The organism is Blastopirellula marina DSM 3645 (assembly GCF_000153105.1).
In the GTDB taxonomy this organism is placed as follows: domain Bacteria; phylum Planctomycetota; class Planctomycetia; order Pirellulales; family Pirellulaceae; genus Blastopirellula; species Blastopirellula marina.
The window spans coordinates 2,657,139-2,675,004 of record NZ_CH672376.1; the positions used below are offsets into that span (position 1 = coordinate 2,657,139).

The 17,866-nt window shown below is 56.3% G+C and carries 16 protein-coding genes; 9 read left to right on the forward strand and 7 right to left on the reverse strand.

Going from position 1 to position 17,866, the window contains the following annotated elements:
- Positions 1–142 precede the first annotated feature (142 nt).
- On the forward strand, positions 143–1,429 hold the full coding sequence (locus DSM3645_RS12870; protein WP_161603336.1) for a thioredoxin family protein: 1,287 nt from the start codon (positions 143–145) through the stop codon (positions 1,427–1,429).
- A 19-nt stretch (positions 1,430–1,448) separates the two neighbouring features.
- Here the strand turns inward: DSM3645_RS12870 and DSM3645_RS28240 are convergent, their stop codons facing one another.
- The 5 genes from DSM3645_RS28240 to DSM3645_RS28245 form a co-directional block, all read right to left on the reverse strand.
- Complete coding sequence (locus DSM3645_RS28240; RefSeq protein WP_002652625.1) at positions 1,449–2,747, reverse strand: rhomboid family intramembrane serine protease; 1,299 nt, start codon at positions 2,745–2,747, stop codon at positions 1,449–1,451.
- Between the two features lie 98 nt (positions 2,748–2,845).
- Positions 2,846–3,061 carry a hypothetical protein gene (locus DSM3645_RS12880; protein WP_040351816.1) on the reverse strand — a complete coding sequence of 72 codons (216 nt, stop codon included), beginning with the start codon at positions 3,059–3,061 and terminating at the stop codon, positions 2,846–2,848.
- Between the two features lie 18 nt (positions 3,062–3,079).
- Complete coding sequence (glpK, locus tag DSM3645_RS12885) at positions 3,080–4,576, reverse strand: glycerol kinase GlpK (protein ID WP_002652627.1); 1,497 nt, start codon at positions 4,574–4,576, stop codon at positions 3,080–3,082.
- 21 nt (positions 4,577–4,597) lie between these two features.
- Positions 4,598–6,157 (reverse strand): glycerol-3-phosphate dehydrogenase/oxidase, encoded by a 1,560-nt coding sequence (locus DSM3645_RS12890; RefSeq protein ID WP_002652628.1) that lies wholly within the window; start codon positions 6,155–6,157, stop codon positions 4,598–4,600.
- Between the two features lie 24 nt (positions 6,158–6,181).
- Positions 6,182–6,973, reverse strand: a complete 792-nt coding sequence (locus DSM3645_RS28245) for a tetratricopeptide repeat protein (protein ID WP_050769373.1) — start codon at positions 6,971–6,973, stop codon at positions 6,182–6,184.
- A gap of 3 nt (positions 6,974–6,976) precedes the next feature.
- On the opposite strand from DSM3645_RS28245, the gene DSM3645_RS12900 reads away from it, so the two are divergent.
- Positions 6,977–8,092, forward strand: coding sequence for a hypothetical protein (locus DSM3645_RS12900; RefSeq protein ID WP_131282526.1), 1,116 nt, complete (start codon positions 6,977–6,979; stop codon positions 8,090–8,092).
- Between the two features lie 61 nt (positions 8,093–8,153).
- Here DSM3645_RS12900 and DSM3645_RS12905 read toward each other — a convergent pair whose 3' ends face one another.
- The gene (locus DSM3645_RS12905; protein ID WP_081444812.1) at positions 8,154–8,516 is read right to left on the reverse strand and encodes a response regulator; all 363 of its coding nucleotides are present in this window, start codon (positions 8,514–8,516) and stop codon (positions 8,154–8,156) included.
- A 442-nt stretch (positions 8,517–8,958) separates the two neighbouring features.
- Between DSM3645_RS12905 and DSM3645_RS12910 the strand changes: the two genes are divergently transcribed.
- The 7 genes from DSM3645_RS12910 (at position 8,959) to DSM3645_RS12940 (ending at position 17,429) form a co-directional block, all read left to right on the forward strand.
- Positions 8,959–9,471, forward strand: coding sequence for a chemotaxis protein CheW (locus DSM3645_RS12910; protein WP_002652632.1), 513 nt, complete (start codon positions 8,959–8,961; stop codon positions 9,469–9,471).
- Between the two features lie 131 nt (positions 9,472–9,602).
- On the forward strand, positions 9,603–11,705 hold the full coding sequence (locus DSM3645_RS12915) for a methyl-accepting chemotaxis protein (RefSeq protein ID WP_040351817.1): 2,103 nt from the start codon (positions 9,603–9,605) through the stop codon (positions 11,703–11,705).
- A 111-nt stretch (positions 11,706–11,816) separates the two neighbouring features.
- Positions 11,817–12,698, forward strand: coding sequence for a CheR family methyltransferase (locus DSM3645_RS12920; RefSeq protein WP_002652634.1), 882 nt, complete (start codon positions 11,817–11,819; stop codon positions 12,696–12,698).
- Entirely contained in the window at positions 12,695–15,739 is a 3,045-nt protein-coding gene (locus tag DSM3645_RS12925) for a chemotaxis protein CheA (RefSeq protein ID WP_002652635.1), read from the forward strand. The genes DSM3645_RS12920 and DSM3645_RS12925 overlap by 4 nt, the downstream gene beginning before the upstream one ends.
- A gap of 8 nt (positions 15,740–15,747) precedes the next feature.
- Complete coding sequence (locus DSM3645_RS12930) at positions 15,748–16,365, forward strand: hypothetical protein (protein WP_002652636.1); 618 nt, start codon at positions 15,748–15,750, stop codon at positions 16,363–16,365.
- Positions 16,366–16,413: 48 nt separating this feature from the next.
- A complete protein-coding gene (locus tag DSM3645_RS12935) occupies positions 16,414–16,884 on the forward strand; it encodes a chemotaxis protein CheD (protein ID WP_002652637.1) in 471 nt (156 codons plus the stop codon).
- A gap of 32 nt (positions 16,885–16,916) precedes the next feature.
- Entirely contained in the window at positions 16,917–17,429 is a 513-nt protein-coding gene (locus DSM3645_RS12940; protein ID WP_002652638.1) for a response regulator, read from the forward strand.
- Between the two features lie 76 nt (positions 17,430–17,505).
- On the opposite strand, the gene DSM3645_RS12945 is transcribed toward DSM3645_RS12940, so the two are convergent.
- Positions 17,506–17,844, reverse strand: a complete 339-nt coding sequence (locus tag DSM3645_RS12945) for a polyhydroxyalkanoic acid system family protein (RefSeq protein WP_002652639.1) — start codon at positions 17,842–17,844, stop codon at positions 17,506–17,508.
- Positions 17,845–17,866 lie beyond the last annotated feature (22 nt).

Genomic DNA, 17,866 nt, shown 5'->3' on the forward strand with positions numbered 1-17,866 from the left:
CAACGTCCGATACCACAAAGGACTGTTGATTTTGGCTGGACTACGCTTGCTAGCGAAAGGCGCCGCAATGGGAGCGAATCGCTCTATTTGGACCGTTATTCTTCTGCTGTCGATGGGCTCGGTTGCGAGCGCTCAGGAGGCGATGCCCTGGGCCGCTAGCCTGGATGCCGCCAAGCAGCTTGCTGCGCAGAGGAATCAATTGGTGATGATTCACTTCTGGGCGCCTAATTGTCCTCCCTGCCGCATGCTCGACGCGACTTTGTTTCGCGATCCGGACTTTGCTGCGCAGGTTTCGAAAGACTTTGTGCCGGTCAAAGTGAATGCGGCCGAAGAAACGCTGGTCGCCAATCAATACGGCGTCGATCGTTGGCCTCAAGACGTGATCATTTTGCCCAGTGGACAGATGGTCTATCGCATGGTCAGCAAGCAGGAAAAAGAGAAAGACCAATACCTGGCGGTCTTGCACGGCGTCGCCGTGAAGACGGCCGGCATGGGACAACTCGCTTCTAGCGGCGGTCCTGATTCGCAGCCCGTTTCGTACCCCGGAGAAGCGGTCGCTCCTGCGGCCAGCTACTCTCGCTTTGGCGGCGCACCGCAAGCCGAAACCGCTGCGGCGCCTGCCGCTCAATCCCGGTTTGCCGCCCAGCCGCCTGCCTCTTCTTACGGCCAAGACAGCACTCCGGTTCAGCCGGTTGCTCCGACGCAGTCTCGATTTGCAAGCAGTTCCAGTAATCCGAACGACACGGCCGCCGCCGCTCCGCAGCAACCCAGCGGTTACGCCGCTGGACCTGGTCAGAGCGAATACGCGACCAACTCGACTCCTGCTCAGTCGCGTTTCGCTGCTCAGCCGAGCGGAGCTTCGTATGGAGGCGCCGCGCCGCAAAGCAATCAGCCGCCGGCTCAACCGGCTCTGCAAACGCAAGATCGTTTTGTCTCGCAGCAAGCGCCGCCTGCGGCCCAAAATCAATACGCTTCGCAATCTGCTCCGCCGGCGACCGCAATGCCGCAGCCGAATCACTCGATTGCTCCGCAGGCACAGCCGGCTCCCCAGCAGCCGCAACAGCCGCAGTTCGCCCTCGACGGTTACTGCCCGGTCACGCTGGCGGAAGGGATGAAATGGCAAAAGGGAGACGCTCGTTGGGGCGCTGTCCACCAAGGTCGCGTTTATCTGTTCGCTTCGGATGCGGAGCAGCGGAAGTTTCTCGCGTCGCCGGATCGCTTTAGCCCGGTGCTATCGGGGAATGATCCGGTCGCTTACCTAGAGCAAGGTCGCTTGGTCGAAGGGGATCGTGCTCACGGTTTGACCTACAACGGCGTGCTCTATCTCTTCTCCAGCGAAGAGAGTTTGAAGACGTTCTGGGGATCGCCGCAGCGTTACGCCGCTCAAGTGCAGCAAGCGATGCTGCGAAACTCGCAGCAATTGCGTTAGAACGCGACTGCTTGCAAAACTAGATATCTTCCGCCGCCGGCTCAATCACGCCGGCGGCTCTCATTTCTTGGGCCTTCTTGCGCAGCGTTTCGTAACGCTGACGATCTTGCGCATTCAGTTTGTTCGGTTCGATCTTCGAGAGAACCTGCAGCGCCTGGCCAGGACGAGAATCGGCGTCAATCAGCACATGGGCGATCCGCAATCGAACCGGAAATTGCCGAGCGCCTCCGCGGCGAACATATTCAATCATCGCCGGCAATGCGTCACTGCTGCGTTTTTGTTTCAAATAGCCTTGGATGATCTCCAACAGGTCTTCTTCCGGGAGATGCCAGCTTGAGTTGGAATGTCCCAGTTTGAGATGTGCGCGGTAGGCCATCGCGGGATCTCCCCCCTCTTTCAAAATCTGGCGAATCTGCTGCAGACCAAGGAGCGTCGAGCGCTGCTGCGCCGCTTGCAGGCCGACCGCGTCGACCACTTCTTCACGCGGCGCGTCAGGGTTGCCAAAGTAGACGGTGAAGAAGTCGTAGTTCTCGCAATCGACCCATTTCTGGCGAACCATCACCGTGCCGACCGCCAGACCGATGCCCGCGCCAAAGACATGAAAGAAGCTGCTCGTGATCAGGCCTCCTTCGTCGGGGGAGTACGTGAAGTACATGATCAATAGTTCGATCACGATGCTGAAGGCGCAGTAGACCGAAATCGGCAGCGCAAACGACAGCGGTCGAAAGCCGAGCAGCAAAAAACAGTTCACTTCGTTCATCGGCGCCCAGACCAGCGCCATCGCGATCAGGCCGAAAATAATCGCCGACGCTCCCAAGGAGTAACTCGGTACGTCATTGAACAAGAAGAGGAATTGCTCGATCCCGGATTGAAAAACGCCAATTCCCGCATAGAGGAGCAAGAATTTTTTCCAGCCGATCTTCCCTTCGATCAATGCGCCGAACGGCCACAGGATCAGCATGTTGCCAAACAAGTGCCAGAAATCGGCATGCATAAAGTTGCCGGTTAGCCATTGCCAGGGTTTGATGCCGTCGCCGTAGTGCAGCGTACGCCAGTCGAAGTCGGGGGACGCCGCCGTCTCTGTTGGAGCTGCGGGCTCGCCGCCGGCCAGATTGACAATTTCTTCCCATTCGTCGTCGCCGATCTCGCCTGCGTCGTGGGCTTCCTGCAGTCCTTCCCAGATAGCGGGAGGTAAATAGGTATGGTCGGGAACGTGAACCGGCCAGAGGAAAAGAAGCAGGACATTGACGACGATTAACGAAGTCGTTGCGATCGGCGCATGATAAAGAGGTGCATCGGTCGAATAAGGGATGATCATGCGCGGAAATCGCTCTATCGAAAGGAAACTGCGTATCTCGCAGCATAAAAGCGATTGCGACGCGAATCAATCAATTACAAGCCGGCGACGACTCACATTTATGGAAAGGTTAAAAAACTGATCGCCAAGATCAGCATTAAAACGCCGATCACCGCCAGCAAAGTGCGCGACGAATTCCGTCCCCAGCGACGCTCGATCCAGGCGACCTTACGCAGTGCGAACGCATCGTCATGATTCGCCCAGGCCGCCCAAATGGCGCTCAGGCCGATCGTCGCCGCAATGGCGAACATAAAAGGATTATGCGGAAGCTGCATAAAACTCTCCTTCTCTCGCTATTCTTCTTGCGCCCAGTCGCGGCTTCGTCCAACGGCGCGGCGCCACTGTCCATACAAATGCTCGATCTGCGCTTCCTCGGCGGCGGGAGAAAACTCACGATCGAGTTGCCAGTTTCGCTTTAACGCGTCGAGGTCTTCCCAGTAGCCGACCGCGAGTCCGGCCAGATAAGCGGCGCCCAATGCGGTTGTTTCAAACACTTCAGGCCGGCGGACTTTCGTCCCCAATAGATCGGATTGAAATTGCATCAGATCATCGTTGATCGCTGCGCCTCCATCGACCTGCAATTGCGCAAGCGGCACGCCGGCGTCGCGCTGCATCGCTTCGACCAGATCGCGGGTTTGGTAGGCCATCGACTCGATTGCCGCTCTGGCGATATGCCCTGCGGTTGTGCCGCGGGTTAAACCAAGGATCACGCCGCGGGCCCGGGGATCCCAATAGGGAGCGCCCAGTCCGACAAACGCCGGCACAAAGTAAACGCCTCCGTTGTCGGGAACCGATAGAGCCAACGGTTCGACGGCTTCGGAGGTGTCGATGATTCCGAGGCCATCCCGCAACCATTGCACGACGGCGCCGGCGATAAAGACCGAACCTTCCAGGCAATAGGTGGTTTGATCGCCGATTTTCCAACCGACGGTCGAAAGCAAGTTGTTATCGGAAGCAACCGGCTGATGGCCGACGTTCATCAGCAAAAACGCGCCGGTGCCGTAAGTGTTTTTCGCGCTGCCGACGTCAAAGCAGGTCTGGCCAAATGTCGCCGCTTGCTGATCGCCTGCGATGCCGGCGATCGGAATCTCGCGTCCCAATAGCGAAGCATCGGTCATGCCGTACACTTCGCTCGAACTGCGAATTTCAGGTAAGACCGCCGCGGGAATGTTCAATATCTCCAGCAGTTCTGGATCCCACTCGAGAGAATGCAGGTTCATCAGCATCGTGCGACTAGCGTTGGTCACATCCGTCATGTGCAATTTGCCGCCGCTCATACGCCAAAGCAGAAAGGAGTCGACGGTGCCGAAGCATAGCTCGCCATCTTCTGCGCGACGACGGAGCGACGGATCCGAGTCGAGCAGATACTGCAGTTTGGTGCCGGAAAAGTAAGGGTCGATGATTAACCCTGACTTGTCGCGGATCGTCGCGCCGTGCCCGTCATGAGACAGTTGATGGCAAATCGGGGTCGTGATGCGACTTTGCCAGACGATCGCGTTGGCGACCGGTTTGCCGGTGGCCCGCTCCCATAGCAGCGTCGTCTCTCGCTGGTTGGTGACGCCGATCGCGGCGACCTGCTCGATGTTGATCTTCGCAGCGGCGATGGCGCCTTTGGCGGTTTCGATCTGGGTGCGCCAAATCTCTTCCGGATCATGCTCGACATGCCCCGGCGTGGGCAATATCTGGGGAAACTCTTGTTGGTTCTGGCCGATGATTTTGCCGTGATGATCGAAGACGATCGAGCGGCTCGATGTCGTTCCTTGATCGAAGGCGAGGATATATTTTTGCACGAGCGTTTCTCGCTGGGGGCGTTAGGAGACTCGTTTGCCGTAACGTTTCTGCAAGCGAGCGACGTAGTTGTCCACCTCGTCGTCGATCTGCGATCGATCGAGCCACCCGGCCGTCGCCAATTGTTCGCCGAGCGTATGCAAGCATTGCCGCGACAAGTGAGGATCAAAGACTAGCATGAGTCTTCGCTCGACCAAATCGGCGAGCGTCTTGGCCGCGAGATGTTCGATCCCATAGGCGGCGTGCGCGACCGGGATGTTCACGTCCGGCAGCAACTCGGCGTCCGCCGGCGTGTCGCCAAAATAGGGAGCCGGCAAGGGACGCTCGCGCGAATTGTGCTCGACGGTTTGATGCAAGTCAGGCAGCACGACCTGCACCGTATCTTCGGCCAGTGATCGACAAGTCGTCAACTTTCCACCGATGATCGAGTAAAGTGGAAACGGCGTGCCTTCGTGTCGGTGCACGACATGGCTGCGCGTGATGGAGGAAGTTGTCCCCTGACCGACGGCCGGCAATGGTCGAACGCCGCAGTAGTGCTGCTGCACGTCGTCGCGAGTAAATCCAACGTCCGGAAAAATGGCGTTGGTCGCGTCGATCAAATATTCAATCTCTTCATCATCGGCGACCGCTTCCGCCGGATCGCCGTCATAACGAATGTCGGTGGTGCCGATCAAACAGGCGTCATTCCAAGGGAGAATAAAAATAGGGCGGCCATCGGCAGCTTCGGCATACACGCCGCGTGGGCCCAGCGCCTTCCGTAAGTCAGGGCAACGCGAAATGAGATGGCTTCCCTTGGTCCCGCCGATCAACTTGGCGGAAGAGACGTTTAGGCCGGCCAGCGCGGCGTCGACCCAAGGACCTGCGGCATTGATCACCGCCGCAGGCGTCACGGCGACTTCATTGCCGGCGCTCTCTTGATTGGGATGAATCGAAGAAAAGAAGAGGGTCTCGCCCTCACGACGGACATGCTGGTAGGTCCGCAACGAGAATGCACCCCCCTGCTCTTTTGCGGCGGCTTGCGCGTCTTGCACCAGCGCCAGCACAAACTGCTCAGGAAAGGTGAGTTGTCCGTCAAAGTAGCTGAACGCCGTGAAAAATTTCTTCGCGTTCAGTCCAGATTCGGCAAATTGAGCGGAGGTTATGCGGCGGTGGGAAGGAACCGCTCCGCTGGCGAACCGATCGTAGAGCGTCAGGCCAAGTCGCACGACCAGTGAGCCGCGTCCATTTTTGGGTGCGGCGCCTGACTTCAAGAAAAAACGCTGGGCGCCGCTGATCAAGCCGGAGAGCCGATTGCCGACCGGAATGACCAGCTCAAGCGGATGAACCATCTCTGCCGCCAGACGAAGCAGGCGATCTCGTTCGGCCAGCGATTCGCGAACCAGAGAGATTTCGGCATATTCCAAGTAGCGCAAACCGCCGTGGATCAGCCGAGAAGAATAGCTGGTCGTGCCGCCGGCGAGATCCTCGGCGTCGACGAGCAGGACGTCGGCGCCTTGCAGCGCCAACTCTCGGGCGATCGCGGCGCCGTTGATACCGGCGCCGAGCACCACGATTGGTCCGACATGGAAGCGATCCATCGCCATAGTAACTCCACGCTTTACAGCGGGTTAATTTTGTTCGAGCTGACGTTCCAGGTAGCCGACCTGACTACGGACGGCGTCGAGATTGGGGTTCAAGCGAAGCGCTCGACGGAAGTTCTCCAGGGCCAAAATCGTCTCGCCCTGGTGAAGATTGCACTGGGCCAGGCAGATCGCCGCCGGAAAATGATACGGGTTAATCTCCAGCGCCTGATGGTTGTCTCGGGCCGCCAATTCCCAAACCTGACGGCGAAAATAGGCCTCTCCGCGAAAGTAATGCGCTTCGGCATACCAGGGAGCATGGTGAATCAACGTGGTCGCGTCAATCACGGCGTCATGCCAGGATGTGGCGCGCAAATGACCCGCGACTCGTTCCAATTGGCGACGTTGGAGGGTCGATCCGGCTCGCACCCAAAGGTTGCGAATGCCGTTTTCGGCGATCAGACGAACTCCGCGATCTATGTCGCACAACGCGCGACCGACGGTCGCATTGGAGCCGAAATCGGCCAAAAAACAGAGAGATAACATCGCAGCGCGACGGATATCGGGCGTGCTACTTTCGGCAAGCCGCTCTAGCGTACCGATCTGGTACTGACGTGCGACATCGCGGATAAACGCAGCAGTATTCTCCCGCTGCAAATATTGGCGGTAGGTCTGCAGCAGGACAGGTGCACGTTCCGATTGGTCAGTCACGGGGGATACCATCAGCAGGATAGCGGCGACGGGAGACTTGACGCGCTCGTCGAACAAGATTCGAGTGTAATTGGGCGCAGGGGAAACGGCAAATTGTTCTCCCAGATCGCCGCCTGACGAATGGAGCACAAAATGATGGACTTGCGGCAGTTTTTCTTTGCACTTCTCGTGACGGGGTTGCTCTCGACCAGTCTCGGCGCCGCCGAGTGGAAGACCGGCGTTGCGTTTGAAAAACAACTGGAAGCGGAAGTCGATCTGCATTGGGAGGATGTTCCGCTGCGCGACGCACTCGACCGGTTATCGAATTCGCAGGAAATTGCCTTTTTTCTCGATCGCCGCATTGATCCGGACCAAACAATCTCGATCAGCGCCGATGCGACCCCGCTGGACGTGCTGGTGCAAATGCTGGCCCAAAGGGCGGGCGCAGGGAGTTGCCATGTGGGATCGGTCGTTTATATCGGTCCTGTCGATACCGCCAAGGATTTAGCGACCATCGCGGCGGTCCAGGCTGATTTTGCTCGCCAAGGACGCGAAGCGGCCGTCCGTGAGTTGTCGGAAACCGACGCGCTTCACTGGCCCGAGTTGACCGAGCCGCGGCTGTTGTTGACTGATTTAGCGAAACAGCATCGGCTGACTTTCACCAATTTAGAAGCCGCTGTTCCGCACGATCTGTGGAGAGCTGGCGAGTTTCCTAAACAGTCGACGGCCGAGTCGCTGACGTTGCTGTTGGCAGGATTCGGCGCGACGTATCGATTTGGGAAAGATGCTGACGGCAAGCCGCAACTTCTATTGACGCCGCTGCCCGAAAATCCGCAGCTAACGCGTCGCTTTCCCTTCCGGGGAGATCTCAATGACGCGGTGAAAAAAGTCAAAGCCGAGTTTCCGGAACTCGCGATTAAAACGCAAACCGGTGCATTGGAGGTCACCGGACGGTTTGAAGATGTGTCGCTGGCCGGTCGGATGCTGCGTGGCGAAACCGTCCGGCGCATGAATGTTACGCCTGGCAAGAAGGTCTACTCGCTAAACGTCGAGCAACAACCGTTGGGCGCCGTGCTTAGCAGCTTAGAGAAATCGCTGGGGCTGAAAATCGAAACCGCCGATGACGCTCAAGAGGCGTTGCATGACCGCGTCTCTTTTTCCGTCGAAAACGCCAGCTTGGTGGAGCTTCTGCAAGCGGCGTTCGCAAAAACGTCGCTTCGCTTTGAGCTGAGGGATAAGTTGCTGACGATCACTGCGATCAAGAAATAAAGACGCCCGCACATCGTCTAGCGATATGATCGGGCGGCGGATTTGAACGTGCAAGCTCGGCTTAGCAGCCGTGCTTTTCTAGTTTCTCGCGAAGCGTATCAGCCGTGAACGGCTTGACCAGATAGTCGGAGACGCCGGCTTGAATCGCTTCTAAAACGCGAGTTTTTTCGGCTTCCGTCGTGACCATCATGATCTTGACGTCCTTGTCGATCTTGCGAATCTCTTGAACGACTTCCAGGCCGTTTTTACCCGGCATGTTCCAGTCGGTCAAAACCAGGTCGAAATCGCCTGGTTTGAAAATCTTGAGCGCTTCGTCGCCATCCGCCGCTTCGGTCGCGTTGGGTACGCCTACCGCTTGAAGTGATCGGAGGATGATTTTGCGCATGGTGCTTGAGTCGTCAGCAACAAGAACTCGAGTGGACATAGAACTGGTGACTCCTGAGTCTCGACCCCGTGAATTGTGTATTAGACCGCTGCTCTTGCGAGCTCGCGTCTCTGCCCACCTATCTTGGGCTAACGAACGATAGGTCGCGTTGACAGCGCGTCAAGCAACGAGCCGAGATAAGTCAGAAAAGGTGCTTGATTGCGGGGCGCCGTGCGCAGTCGCCGCAAATCCTAGGACAGGTGCGATCGGACGATGAGCGTCCGGTTGTAGCGATTGCGGAGGCTGAGGAGAGCAGGCGCCTTCGGAAGATGGGAAAAGTATCTGTGTTGGCTAATTTGTAGCGGTCTCGAATGCCGAATTCTCCAACGAACGGCTTGTCCTTGGGGCGAGACGGGGAAGTGATCGCGGTGCGACTCATCAAAGTCGACAGTGTGGCGATCGCTTCAGGGCCAGTTTTCCACCACATGCAAGGAAACGAATCTTGTCCGCCACGATTGAAGACATCGGCTCGGAGCGTATTACGAGCGGAGCACGAGGCGAGAGCGCCAACTCAATGCAGTTGGTCAGTTTTCGTCTGGCTCAAGAGGAATACGGCATCGAAATCACGCGCGTTCAGGAAATCATTCTGATGGGCGAGATCACCCGTGTGCCGCAAACGCCTGATTTTATCAAGGGCCTCATCAACCTTCGCAACACGGTCATTCCGATCGTCGATTTGCGCCGACGCTTTGGGCTGTCGGAAGAAAAGCCCAGCGACGAAACCCGCATCATGGTGATGAATGTCGCCGGCAAGACGATCGGCATCATTGTTGACGCGGTGAGCGAAGTTCTCCGCATCGCCAAAGATCAGATCGCACCTCCGCCGCCGACGGTGGCTGGATTGGGCCGAGACTACTTGACCGGATTGGTCAAACTCGACAAGCGATTGCTGATTCTGCTTGATATGGACAAGATCCTGACCTGCAGCGAAAGCGTCATTGTCGATTCTCTTTAATTCTGCTGTTGCGTCTGCCTTCGCAATTGCTCGAGTTGCGTACTCACCCGGTTCGAACGACCGACGTCCGCCGAACTGAAACTTATTGTAAATCCAACATACTTCCCAATAGTTTCGAGAGAGTAGTAGCGATGGCAGTCACCAATTCCCGCAGCAAATCAGTCGCAAGCGGCAAGCCGGCCGCAGGAGAGCAACTACGGCGTGAGCTGGCTCTCTCTAAGGCAATGAGCGACAACTCGCCCATCAATATCTTGGTCGCGAATCGCGAACTTGAGATTACCTACGCGAACGCCGCCAGTATAAATACGCTGAAGCAACTGCGCGAGTTTCTGCCGATTGATCCGGAGAAAATTGTTGGTCAATCGATCGACATCTTCCACAAAGACCCAGCGATGCAACGTCGTCTGTTGGCCGATCCCAAAAACCTGCCGCATCGGACGACGATTCAAGTCGGTGACCAGTTCGTCGACTTGCTGGTCAGTCCGACGTTTGATCCCGCCGGCGAATACCTCGGTCCGATGGTGACCTGGGAAGTGATTACCGAAAAGCGTCGCTTGGCCCAGTCGGCGTCAGAAATGACCTCGATGGTCGAAAACGCGCCGATCAACATCATGCTGGCCAATCGTGACTTTGAAATCACCTATCTCAATCCGGCTAGCATTCGCACGCTCAAGACGCTCGAAAGGTTTCTGCCGTGCAAAGTGGATGAGATGGTCGGTCAGAAGATCGACATCTTCCATAAAGATCCGTCATTTCAACGCAACCTTCTGAAAGAAGCGAGCAACCTGCCGCGCAACGCAATTATCGAAGTCGCCGGCGAAAAGCTGGATCTGTTGGTCAGCCCGACGTTTGACGTCGACGGAAAGTATTCGGGCGCGATGGTGACGTGGAGCGTCGTGACTGAGAAGCTGAAAATGGAGCAAGCGGCGGCGGAAAAGACGGCGATCATTGAGAACGCTCCGATCAATCTGATACTGGCCGATCGCAACGGAATTATTACCTATATCAATCCGGCTTCGGAACGAACGTTGCGTTCGATCGCGTCGATTTTACCGATCCCGGTCGAAAAAATCGTCGGTGCGTCGTACGACATTTTTCACGCTAATCCGAGCAAACAGCGTCAACTGTTGGCGGATCCGAAAAACCTGCCGCACAAGACCCAATTTGAACTTCGTGGTCATTGGTTTTCGCTGGAAGTAGCGGCCATCTTTGACAATCAGGGAGAATATTTGGGCCCGATGGTCTCATGGGAATTGATCACGGATCGGATTAATGCCGAGAAAGCCGAGCAAGCTCGTCAATTGCGTGAACGAGAAGAACAGGAAGAGTTGAAGTCGAAGGTCGACTCGCTGTTGGTCGTCGTGGAAGCTGCGTCGCAAGGAGATTTGACCTGCGAAGTGACCGTGGAAGGCGCTGACGCGATCGGCACCTTAGCGGCGGGCCTTAAGAAGATGGTTGTCGACCTCCGCGACGTGATTGGCCGCGTGATTGAAAGCGGCAGCCAGTTCGCCGAAGGGGCTTCGCTGATTGCGGAAAACTCGCAGCAAATGGCTCAAGGCGCCCAGACGCAAAGTGCGTCGGTCGAAGAGATGAGCGCATCGATTGAAGAGCTGACTCGCTCGATCGACGCCGTCAAAGATAATGCGGGTGAAGCGAACAAGGTCGCCGTCGACACTAGTCGGATGGCGGAGGAAGGCGGCCAAGCGGTCCAGAAATCGGTGGAAGCGATGGACCTGATCAAGAACTCTTCGGAGCAGATCAGCGAAATCATTCAGGTGATTTCCGAGATCGCCAGTCAAACGAACTTGTTGGCCTTAAACGCTGCGATCGAAGCGGCTCGCGCCGGCGAACATGGGCTAGGCTTCGCAGTCGTTGCTGACGAAGTTCGCAAACTGGCGGAACGATCCAGCGAAGCGGCCAAAGAGATCTCGTCGCTCATCAAAGAGTCGACGCAACGCGTTCAAGATGGCTCGAAACTGAGCGAACAAGCGGGAGCCTCGCTAGAGAAGATCATTCATGGTGTCGAAGCGACCGCCGCAAAAATCGCCGAAATCGCGACTGCGACTGTCGAACAGGCTCAAAACGCCAACGAGGTCGCCAATGCGATTCAATCGATCTCGCACGTGACCGAGCAGAACGCGGCCTCTTCGGAAGAAATGGCCTCCAGCAGCGAAGAATTGGGCGCACAAGCCGTCACATTACGAGGCCTGGTTTCGAGGTTTCGTACCGAGTAAGGACTGCGTGCTATCGACAAAGCTCCTCTCAAGTGGGTTGAGAGGAGCAGCGAGTAAACGAAGACGTCGCCTTTTGCGGACGTCTGGGGCGACGATGAAAGCAACGTGACAATGACCGCTACAACTGGACATGAACTGGTGACCGATTCGCAATTGAAGCGGTACGCCAAATTGATCTACGATGTCGCCGGCGTGGAAATCTCGCCGCATAAGAAGCAATTGCTCTCGAATCGAGTGCGACGCCGGTTGAAAGTGACCGGGATTGATTCGTTCGAGGCTTACTACAATAAATTGGTTTCTTTGCCGGTCACTGACGAAGAGTGGGATCACTTTTTGCAAGAAGTGACGACGCACGAAACCTATCTGTTTCGCGACGATAGTAACTGGAATTGGTTTCGAACGGAATATCTGCCGCAGATCGTTTCCGAAGCTCGGACCAATGGTCGCGTTAAAAAACTTCGCGTCTGGTCGGCCGCGTGCAGCACGGGAGACGAAGCCTGCACAGTCGCATGTTGTGCCGCCGAAGGGATCGCCGCGCACTCGCAGTGGGAAATTAAGATTCTCGGTACCGATATCGGCGTTGGCGCCGTACGAGAAGCGACGGCGGCAAAATTCAACGAACGCGCAATGCGGCTGACTCCTCCCCTTCTCAAGAAAAAGTTCTTTGATGAGGTCAAGGGAGAAGTTTGCTGGACGCCCAAGCCGTTGTTGCGGAAAACGATGTCGTTTCGCCAGCACAATCTTCTGGATCCGCTGCACGAACGGCCCTTTGACGTCATCTTTTTGAAGAACGTGTTGATCTATTTCAATACCGAATCAAAGTTGCGCGTGCTCGAAAACATCAAACGCGTCATGCAACCTGGTTCGATGCTGGTGCTGGGCGCCGCCGAAGGGGTGAGTGAACTTTTAACCGGCTACGAACGGGTAAAGTCTTGGCTCTATCGGTTTACGAATTCGGCCAGTCCTGCTAGGGGAAAGGCGGGTGTCCGATGACCAGCCCCGTTCAAGACGAGTTTTTCGACAATCTGCTGAGCGACTTCCTGGATGAATCATCGCAATTGATCGATCGTCTCAATGATAACCTGCTCGAACTCGATGAATGGGCGAAGCTTGCCGCCGAAGACGGCGGCGCCATCCTGGACGCCGACTTGGTGAACGATATGTTTCGTTCGGCCCACAGCGTCAAAGGATTGTCGGCGATGTTGGGACTCCCGAGCATCAATTGCCTGACTCACAACGTCGAGAATATTTTTGACGCCGCTCGACGAAATGAATTGAAGGTGACGTCTCACGTTGTCGAGATCGTGTTCAATTCGGTCGACCTGCTGAGCGCGATGCTGCACGAATTGCGAGAAAACGCATCCGACGATGTGCCGTGCGAAGAAATGATTGAACAGATCAAAGCGGTCCTCAACGAAGCCGGCTGCGCCCGCGAGCAAACCTCGCAAGCGGACGCCGAAGCGTTTTTGGACGATGCCGAAGTCGAAGTCGATGTCGAAGTCGATGTCGAAGCGGATGCCGAAGCGGATGCCGAAGTCGAAGTCGAAGTCGAAGCGGAAGCGGAAGCGGACGTCGAGGCCAACCGGGGCGAAATCGCCGCAGCGGCTCTGCGCGGCGAAGTCGCGGCGATGTTCGCTGGAGTGACCGATGAGTCGGAAGTCCCGGCCAAATACGTTTCGATCTTCATTGACGAAACCGAAATGGCGGTCGACGAATTGAGCGACATTCTTGTCTCGATCGATAGTGAAGTCGCCGAAGCGGTGACCCGAACGTTGCTTGTCACTTCGCATCGCATCAAAGGCTCGGCCGCCTCGATTGGATTAAACCGTCCGGCGCGACTCGCGCATGTGATGGAAGACATTTTGCAGGAGATCCGTGACGACGGCGGAGTCGTATCGGGCGAACTGGCCGACGCGCTGCTGCCCTGCATCGATGGATTTCGCGTCTATGTGCAAGAGCTTAAGGAAGGCGCTTGTAAAACGGACAGCTTTGAGCAACTGACCATCGATTTGCTGATGGCCTGGCGTGGTCGAGAAAGTGCGACTCCCCATTTCGAGCTGCCTCCGGTCCATGCTTCGCTGCCGATGCCCAGCAGCGAAGCGGAGACGACTTCGTTGGCGCCGGATCGTAACTTCGACGACGAGGAAGGATATAGCATCGATCTGACATTCGATCAGAACCTGCCGCTCTCTACATTGAAAGCGCAGCTGTTACTGGAAAAGGTCAGCCGTGTCGGTGAAGTGCACGATAGCGCTCCAACCTATGAAGAGTTGGATCACCTGGAGCACGTCGGGCGGTTGAAGATCGAAGTATCGACCGACGAATCGCTCGAGTCGCTTTACTCCTTGGTCGACGTCTCCGGCGTCGTGTCGGCGAAAATCATCCCCAAAGTCGCCGCGGCCCAACCCGAATGTCCCGTCGAAGCCGCCGAGCCGCCTCCTCAGAAAGTCGAACCGCAGGCCGTCGCGCCGGCGCCCCCAACGCCGCAGGTTGCAAAAATAGAGCCAACTCCAGCCGTTCCGGCTTCGCCAACGAAAGTCGCCGCAGCAGCGCCAAAACCGCCCAGTCCCGCCGCCTCACCGGGAGCCGCAGCGCGACCCAAAGGCGTCGATTCTTCGTCAAAACCGGCCGAGACCCTCCGAGTCGATATCGAACGACTTGATCAATTGATGAATCTGGCGGGGCAGTTGGTGATCAATCGGGCCCGATTCGAACAATTGAGCGACGGATTGCGAGACGCACTTCCCCACAAATCGGCCCAACACAAAATGAACAACGCTTGCAGCTTGAGCAGCAAGCTGCTGCAAATGGTTGACAGCATCGACGAACGCTCCGCCAAGGGGCAGGGAGAATGGAACGCGATCAAGTCGCATGTCCGCATGTTGAACGCAGACCTGGAGTCGATCTCTCGTGAGACCGGTCGCTACCAAGCGATGCGGATCCGATCCAACGAATTGCATGAAGCGGTCCATCAATTGGAACGAGTTTCCGACGGTATTCAAAAATGCGTGATGGATACGCGGATGGTCCCCATCGGCCCGTTGTTCGGGCGATTCAAACGGGTTGTCCGCGACGTCTCGCGCACCAACGGTAAAGAAATTCGTCTTGATATCTCCGGCGAAAAAACGGAGCTCGACAAGCGGATGATCGACGAGCTTGGCGATCCGTTGATCCATATGGTGCGAAACTCGGCCGACCATGGAATCGAGTCGCCTGAAGTACGGGTCGCGAACGGAAAATCGCCGCAAGGAACGATCAAGCTGGACGCGTTCCATCGCGGCAACAGCATCATCATTCAAGTGACCGATGACGGCAAAGGACTCGACCCCACGTTAATTTTGCGAAAAGCGATTGATCGGGGAATCGTCGATCCGGCTGAAGCCGACAAGATGAGCAATCAACAGATTTTTCAATTGATCTGGGAGCCCGGCTTTAGCACGGCGGAGAAGATCACCGAAATTTCTGGACGCGGTATGGGCATGGATATCGTCCGCTCCAAAATTGAAAATGTAAACGGCGTTGTCGAAGTTGACAGCACGCCGGGCAAAGGCGCTACATTCACGATCAAGCTCCCGCTGACGATGGCGATTTTGCCGAGTCTGATGACGCGGATCAACGGCGAAACTTTTGCGCTGCCGATCGAATCAATCAGCGAAATTGTCCGAGTTCCGCGTGAGGAATTTGGCACTGTCCAAGGGGTGTTAACCGCATCCATTCGGGGACGCGTGGTTTCCGTGGTCCGTCTGGAACAACTGTTTGACGGAGTTCGTCCACCTGCAACCGATACGATTGACGCAACTGATGCGACGATCGTCGTAATTGGTCAGGAAGGACGAGAATTAGGACTAGCGGTCGACGACTTGCTCGGAGAGGAAGATATCGTTGTGAAGTCGATGGCTGAGAATTATGAGAACGTCGTCGGCCTTTCCGGCGCTTGCATTCGAGGCGATGGCCGAGTCGCGTTGATTTTGGATCCTTCGGCCATGATTGACGCGGCGTCCCAACGTCGTAATTCGATGGTCGGCACAAAATGAGGGAGCAAATGTCAGAAAATCATCCAGTAAGTAAAGTGCATCTGGAAGTTCTTCATCAACTTCTAGGCGCCGCTACGCACGAAGCTTCGGCGGCCATGTGTCGTTGGACCAACGGCTTGATCACCATGTCGCTTGACGAGGTGCGCGAGATTCCGCTGGAAGAAGTTTCGGTGGAGTATGACTTTGGCATGGAAATGCTGACGATGGTCGTGCTGACGCTCAACGGTGAAATCGGCGGATCGATGATCCTCTGTTTCGACGAAGAGAATGGCCGCGAACTGGCCTCGTCGCTGCTCAGTTCCAAGCAGTCAGGTTCTGGCCAGTGGTCGGCGCTCGAACGTTCCGCGCTGTGCGAAACAGGCAATATATTGGGATGCGCTTACTTGAACGCGCTGACCCGACTCATGTCGGTGGAGTTGGTTCCTTCGCCTCCCTATTTTTTACAAGACTACGGCGCCAGCGTCCTTCAACAAGCGTTGATGGAACAGGCCGGAATCGACGATCAGGTGCTGATCTGTCGAACCCGTTTTACGCGAGGCGATCAAGAACTGAATTGGAACGTGTTTTTCGTTCCCAACATTCAGATGCGTCAAAGGATGGAAGACGCGCTGCATATCGACGCGTAAATTATCGTTATCCGGCGGAAGCAGTTAGGGCAAGTATCGGCGAAACGCATGGTTACCGCAGTACAACATAACGTGGGGCTCGGCCAGATTCAGGTCGCCCGCAATGACGAAATGCTGACCTCGATATTGGGGTCGTGTATCGGCGTGGTGATCTATGATCAGTCTCGTCGGATTGCGGCGTTCGCCCATGTCGTGTTGCCGACCTCCGGCGGCCGACCTGGTTCCCCGGGACGATTCGCCGATTCGGCGGTTCCCGCGATGTTGCAGCAACTGCGCAACGAAGGGGCGAACCCGCAGCAATTGCGCGCCAAAATCACCGGCGGCGCTTGCATGTTCGGCAACAGTCAAATCAATATCGGCGAACGAAACGCAGAAGAGGTTCGTCGGCAATTGAAAGAAAAGAAAATTCCACTGATCGCCGAGGATGTGGGAGGAGCAAAGGGACGTAAAGTTCACTTCTCGCCGCAAACGTCGCAGTTGGAAGTCGTCGTCATGGGTGTGACCTCAACCATTATCTAAAGAAGCGATTTTCCGATCGTAGGATTGAAATTATGTCGAAGCGATTACTAGTTACTGACGACGCAATGATCATTCGTGAAATGATTAAAGAAACGGCGATCGCAGCGGGTTGGGAAGTTGTCGGCGAAGCGGATAACGGCCTCGCGGCGCTCGAGGCGTTTCGCAAATGGCGCCCAGACGCGATGACGCTTGACATCGTCATGCCCGAGTACGACGGCATTTACGCTTTAGAAAACATTCGAGCCGAGTTCCCCGACGCTCGCGTCCTGATGGTCAGCGCCATCGATCAAACCAGCGTGCTGAAAGATGCGCTGCGTAAAGGGGCGACCGATTTTATCATCAAGCCCTCTATTCGCTGCACCGAGCAAAGCTGCGTAATGCCGGCGGTGCAAGCGTTCTTGCTCCGTTGCGAGAAGGAACAAGGGCTCCCCTGCCCGATATCGGATCCGTGTCAGTGCGTCGAATGCCGCGACGTGCGTCGCGTCGTAGAGCAATGGAACGACGTCCTTGGCAAGACGGTGGATGGCGCCATGGCCGAAGCTTAGTTGGCCACGATTCGCCGTTGGTGGTCCGCGCAGCGATCTACCAACGGAAGAATGAAATCTGGCGCGCTGCCGACAACTATTGCGGCGGATCTGCCGGCGGCGATTTCGGTGGTCGATTGACGATTTTCTCGAGTTCTTCGCGAATCGATTTTTCGATACGACCTTTGAACAGCATCGCGGCGAAAGGAAGACTTCCTTTCACGATGACAAGTTCTTCGAGGACATCCATGGTCCCCTTGATGTCGACCCCCATGGTGCGAAAGGAAAACACCATGATGTTTCCTTCCCACGTCTGCTGCATATCTTTTACCTGGCCTTCAAAGCGGCCACGCATTTTCTCCAGGACATACTGCACTTTTTCTATCGCCGCTTCTTGGCCAAGCGGATGGGGAACTTCGACATGAAATCCTGGCATGGGTTGACTCCTGGCCGACGAG

Coding starts and splice junctions, on each gene's coding strand:
- DSM3645_RS12870 (WP_161603336.1), top strand. CDS start 143: ATGCCCTGGGCCGCTAGCCTGGATGCCGCCAAGCAGCTTGCTGCGCAG.
- DSM3645_RS28240 (WP_002652625.1), bottom strand. CDS start 2,747: ATGATCATCCCTTATTCGACCGATGCACCTCTTTATCATGCGCCGATC.
- DSM3645_RS12880 (WP_040351816.1), bottom strand. CDS start 3,061: ATGCAGCTTCCGCATAATCCTTTTATGTTCGCCATTGCGGCGACGATC.
- DSM3645_RS12890 (WP_002652628.1), bottom strand. CDS start 6,157: ATGGCGATGGATCGCTTCCATGTCGGACCAATCGTGGTGCTCGGCGCC.
- DSM3645_RS12900 (WP_131282526.1), top strand. CDS start 6,977: ATGATGGACTTGCGGCAGTTTTTCTTTGCACTTCTCGTGACGGGGTTG.
- DSM3645_RS12905 (WP_081444812.1), bottom strand. CDS start 8,516: ATGTCCACTCGAGTTCTTGTTGCTGACGACTCAAGCACCATGCGCAAA.
- DSM3645_RS12915 (WP_040351817.1), top strand. CDS start 9,603: ATGGCAGTCACCAATTCCCGCAGCAAATCAGTCGCAAGCGGCAAGCCG.
- DSM3645_RS12920 (WP_002652634.1), top strand. CDS start 11,817: ATGACCGCTACAACTGGACATGAACTGGTGACCGATTCGCAATTGAAG.
- DSM3645_RS12925 (WP_002652635.1), top strand. CDS start 12,695: ATGACCAGCCCCGTTCAAGACGAGTTTTTCGACAATCTGCTGAGCGAC.
- DSM3645_RS12930 (WP_002652636.1), top strand. CDS start 15,748: ATGTCAGAAAATCATCCAGTAAGTAAAGTGCATCTGGAAGTTCTTCAT.
- DSM3645_RS12935 (WP_002652637.1), top strand. CDS start 16,414: ATGGTTACCGCAGTACAACATAACGTGGGGCTCGGCCAGATTCAGGTC.
- DSM3645_RS12940 (WP_002652638.1), top strand. CDS start 16,917: ATGTCGAAGCGATTACTAGTTACTGACGACGCAATGATCATTCGTGAA.
- DSM3645_RS12945 (WP_002652639.1), bottom strand. CDS start 17,844: ATGCCAGGATTTCATGTCGAAGTTCCCCATCCGCTTGGCCAAGAAGCG.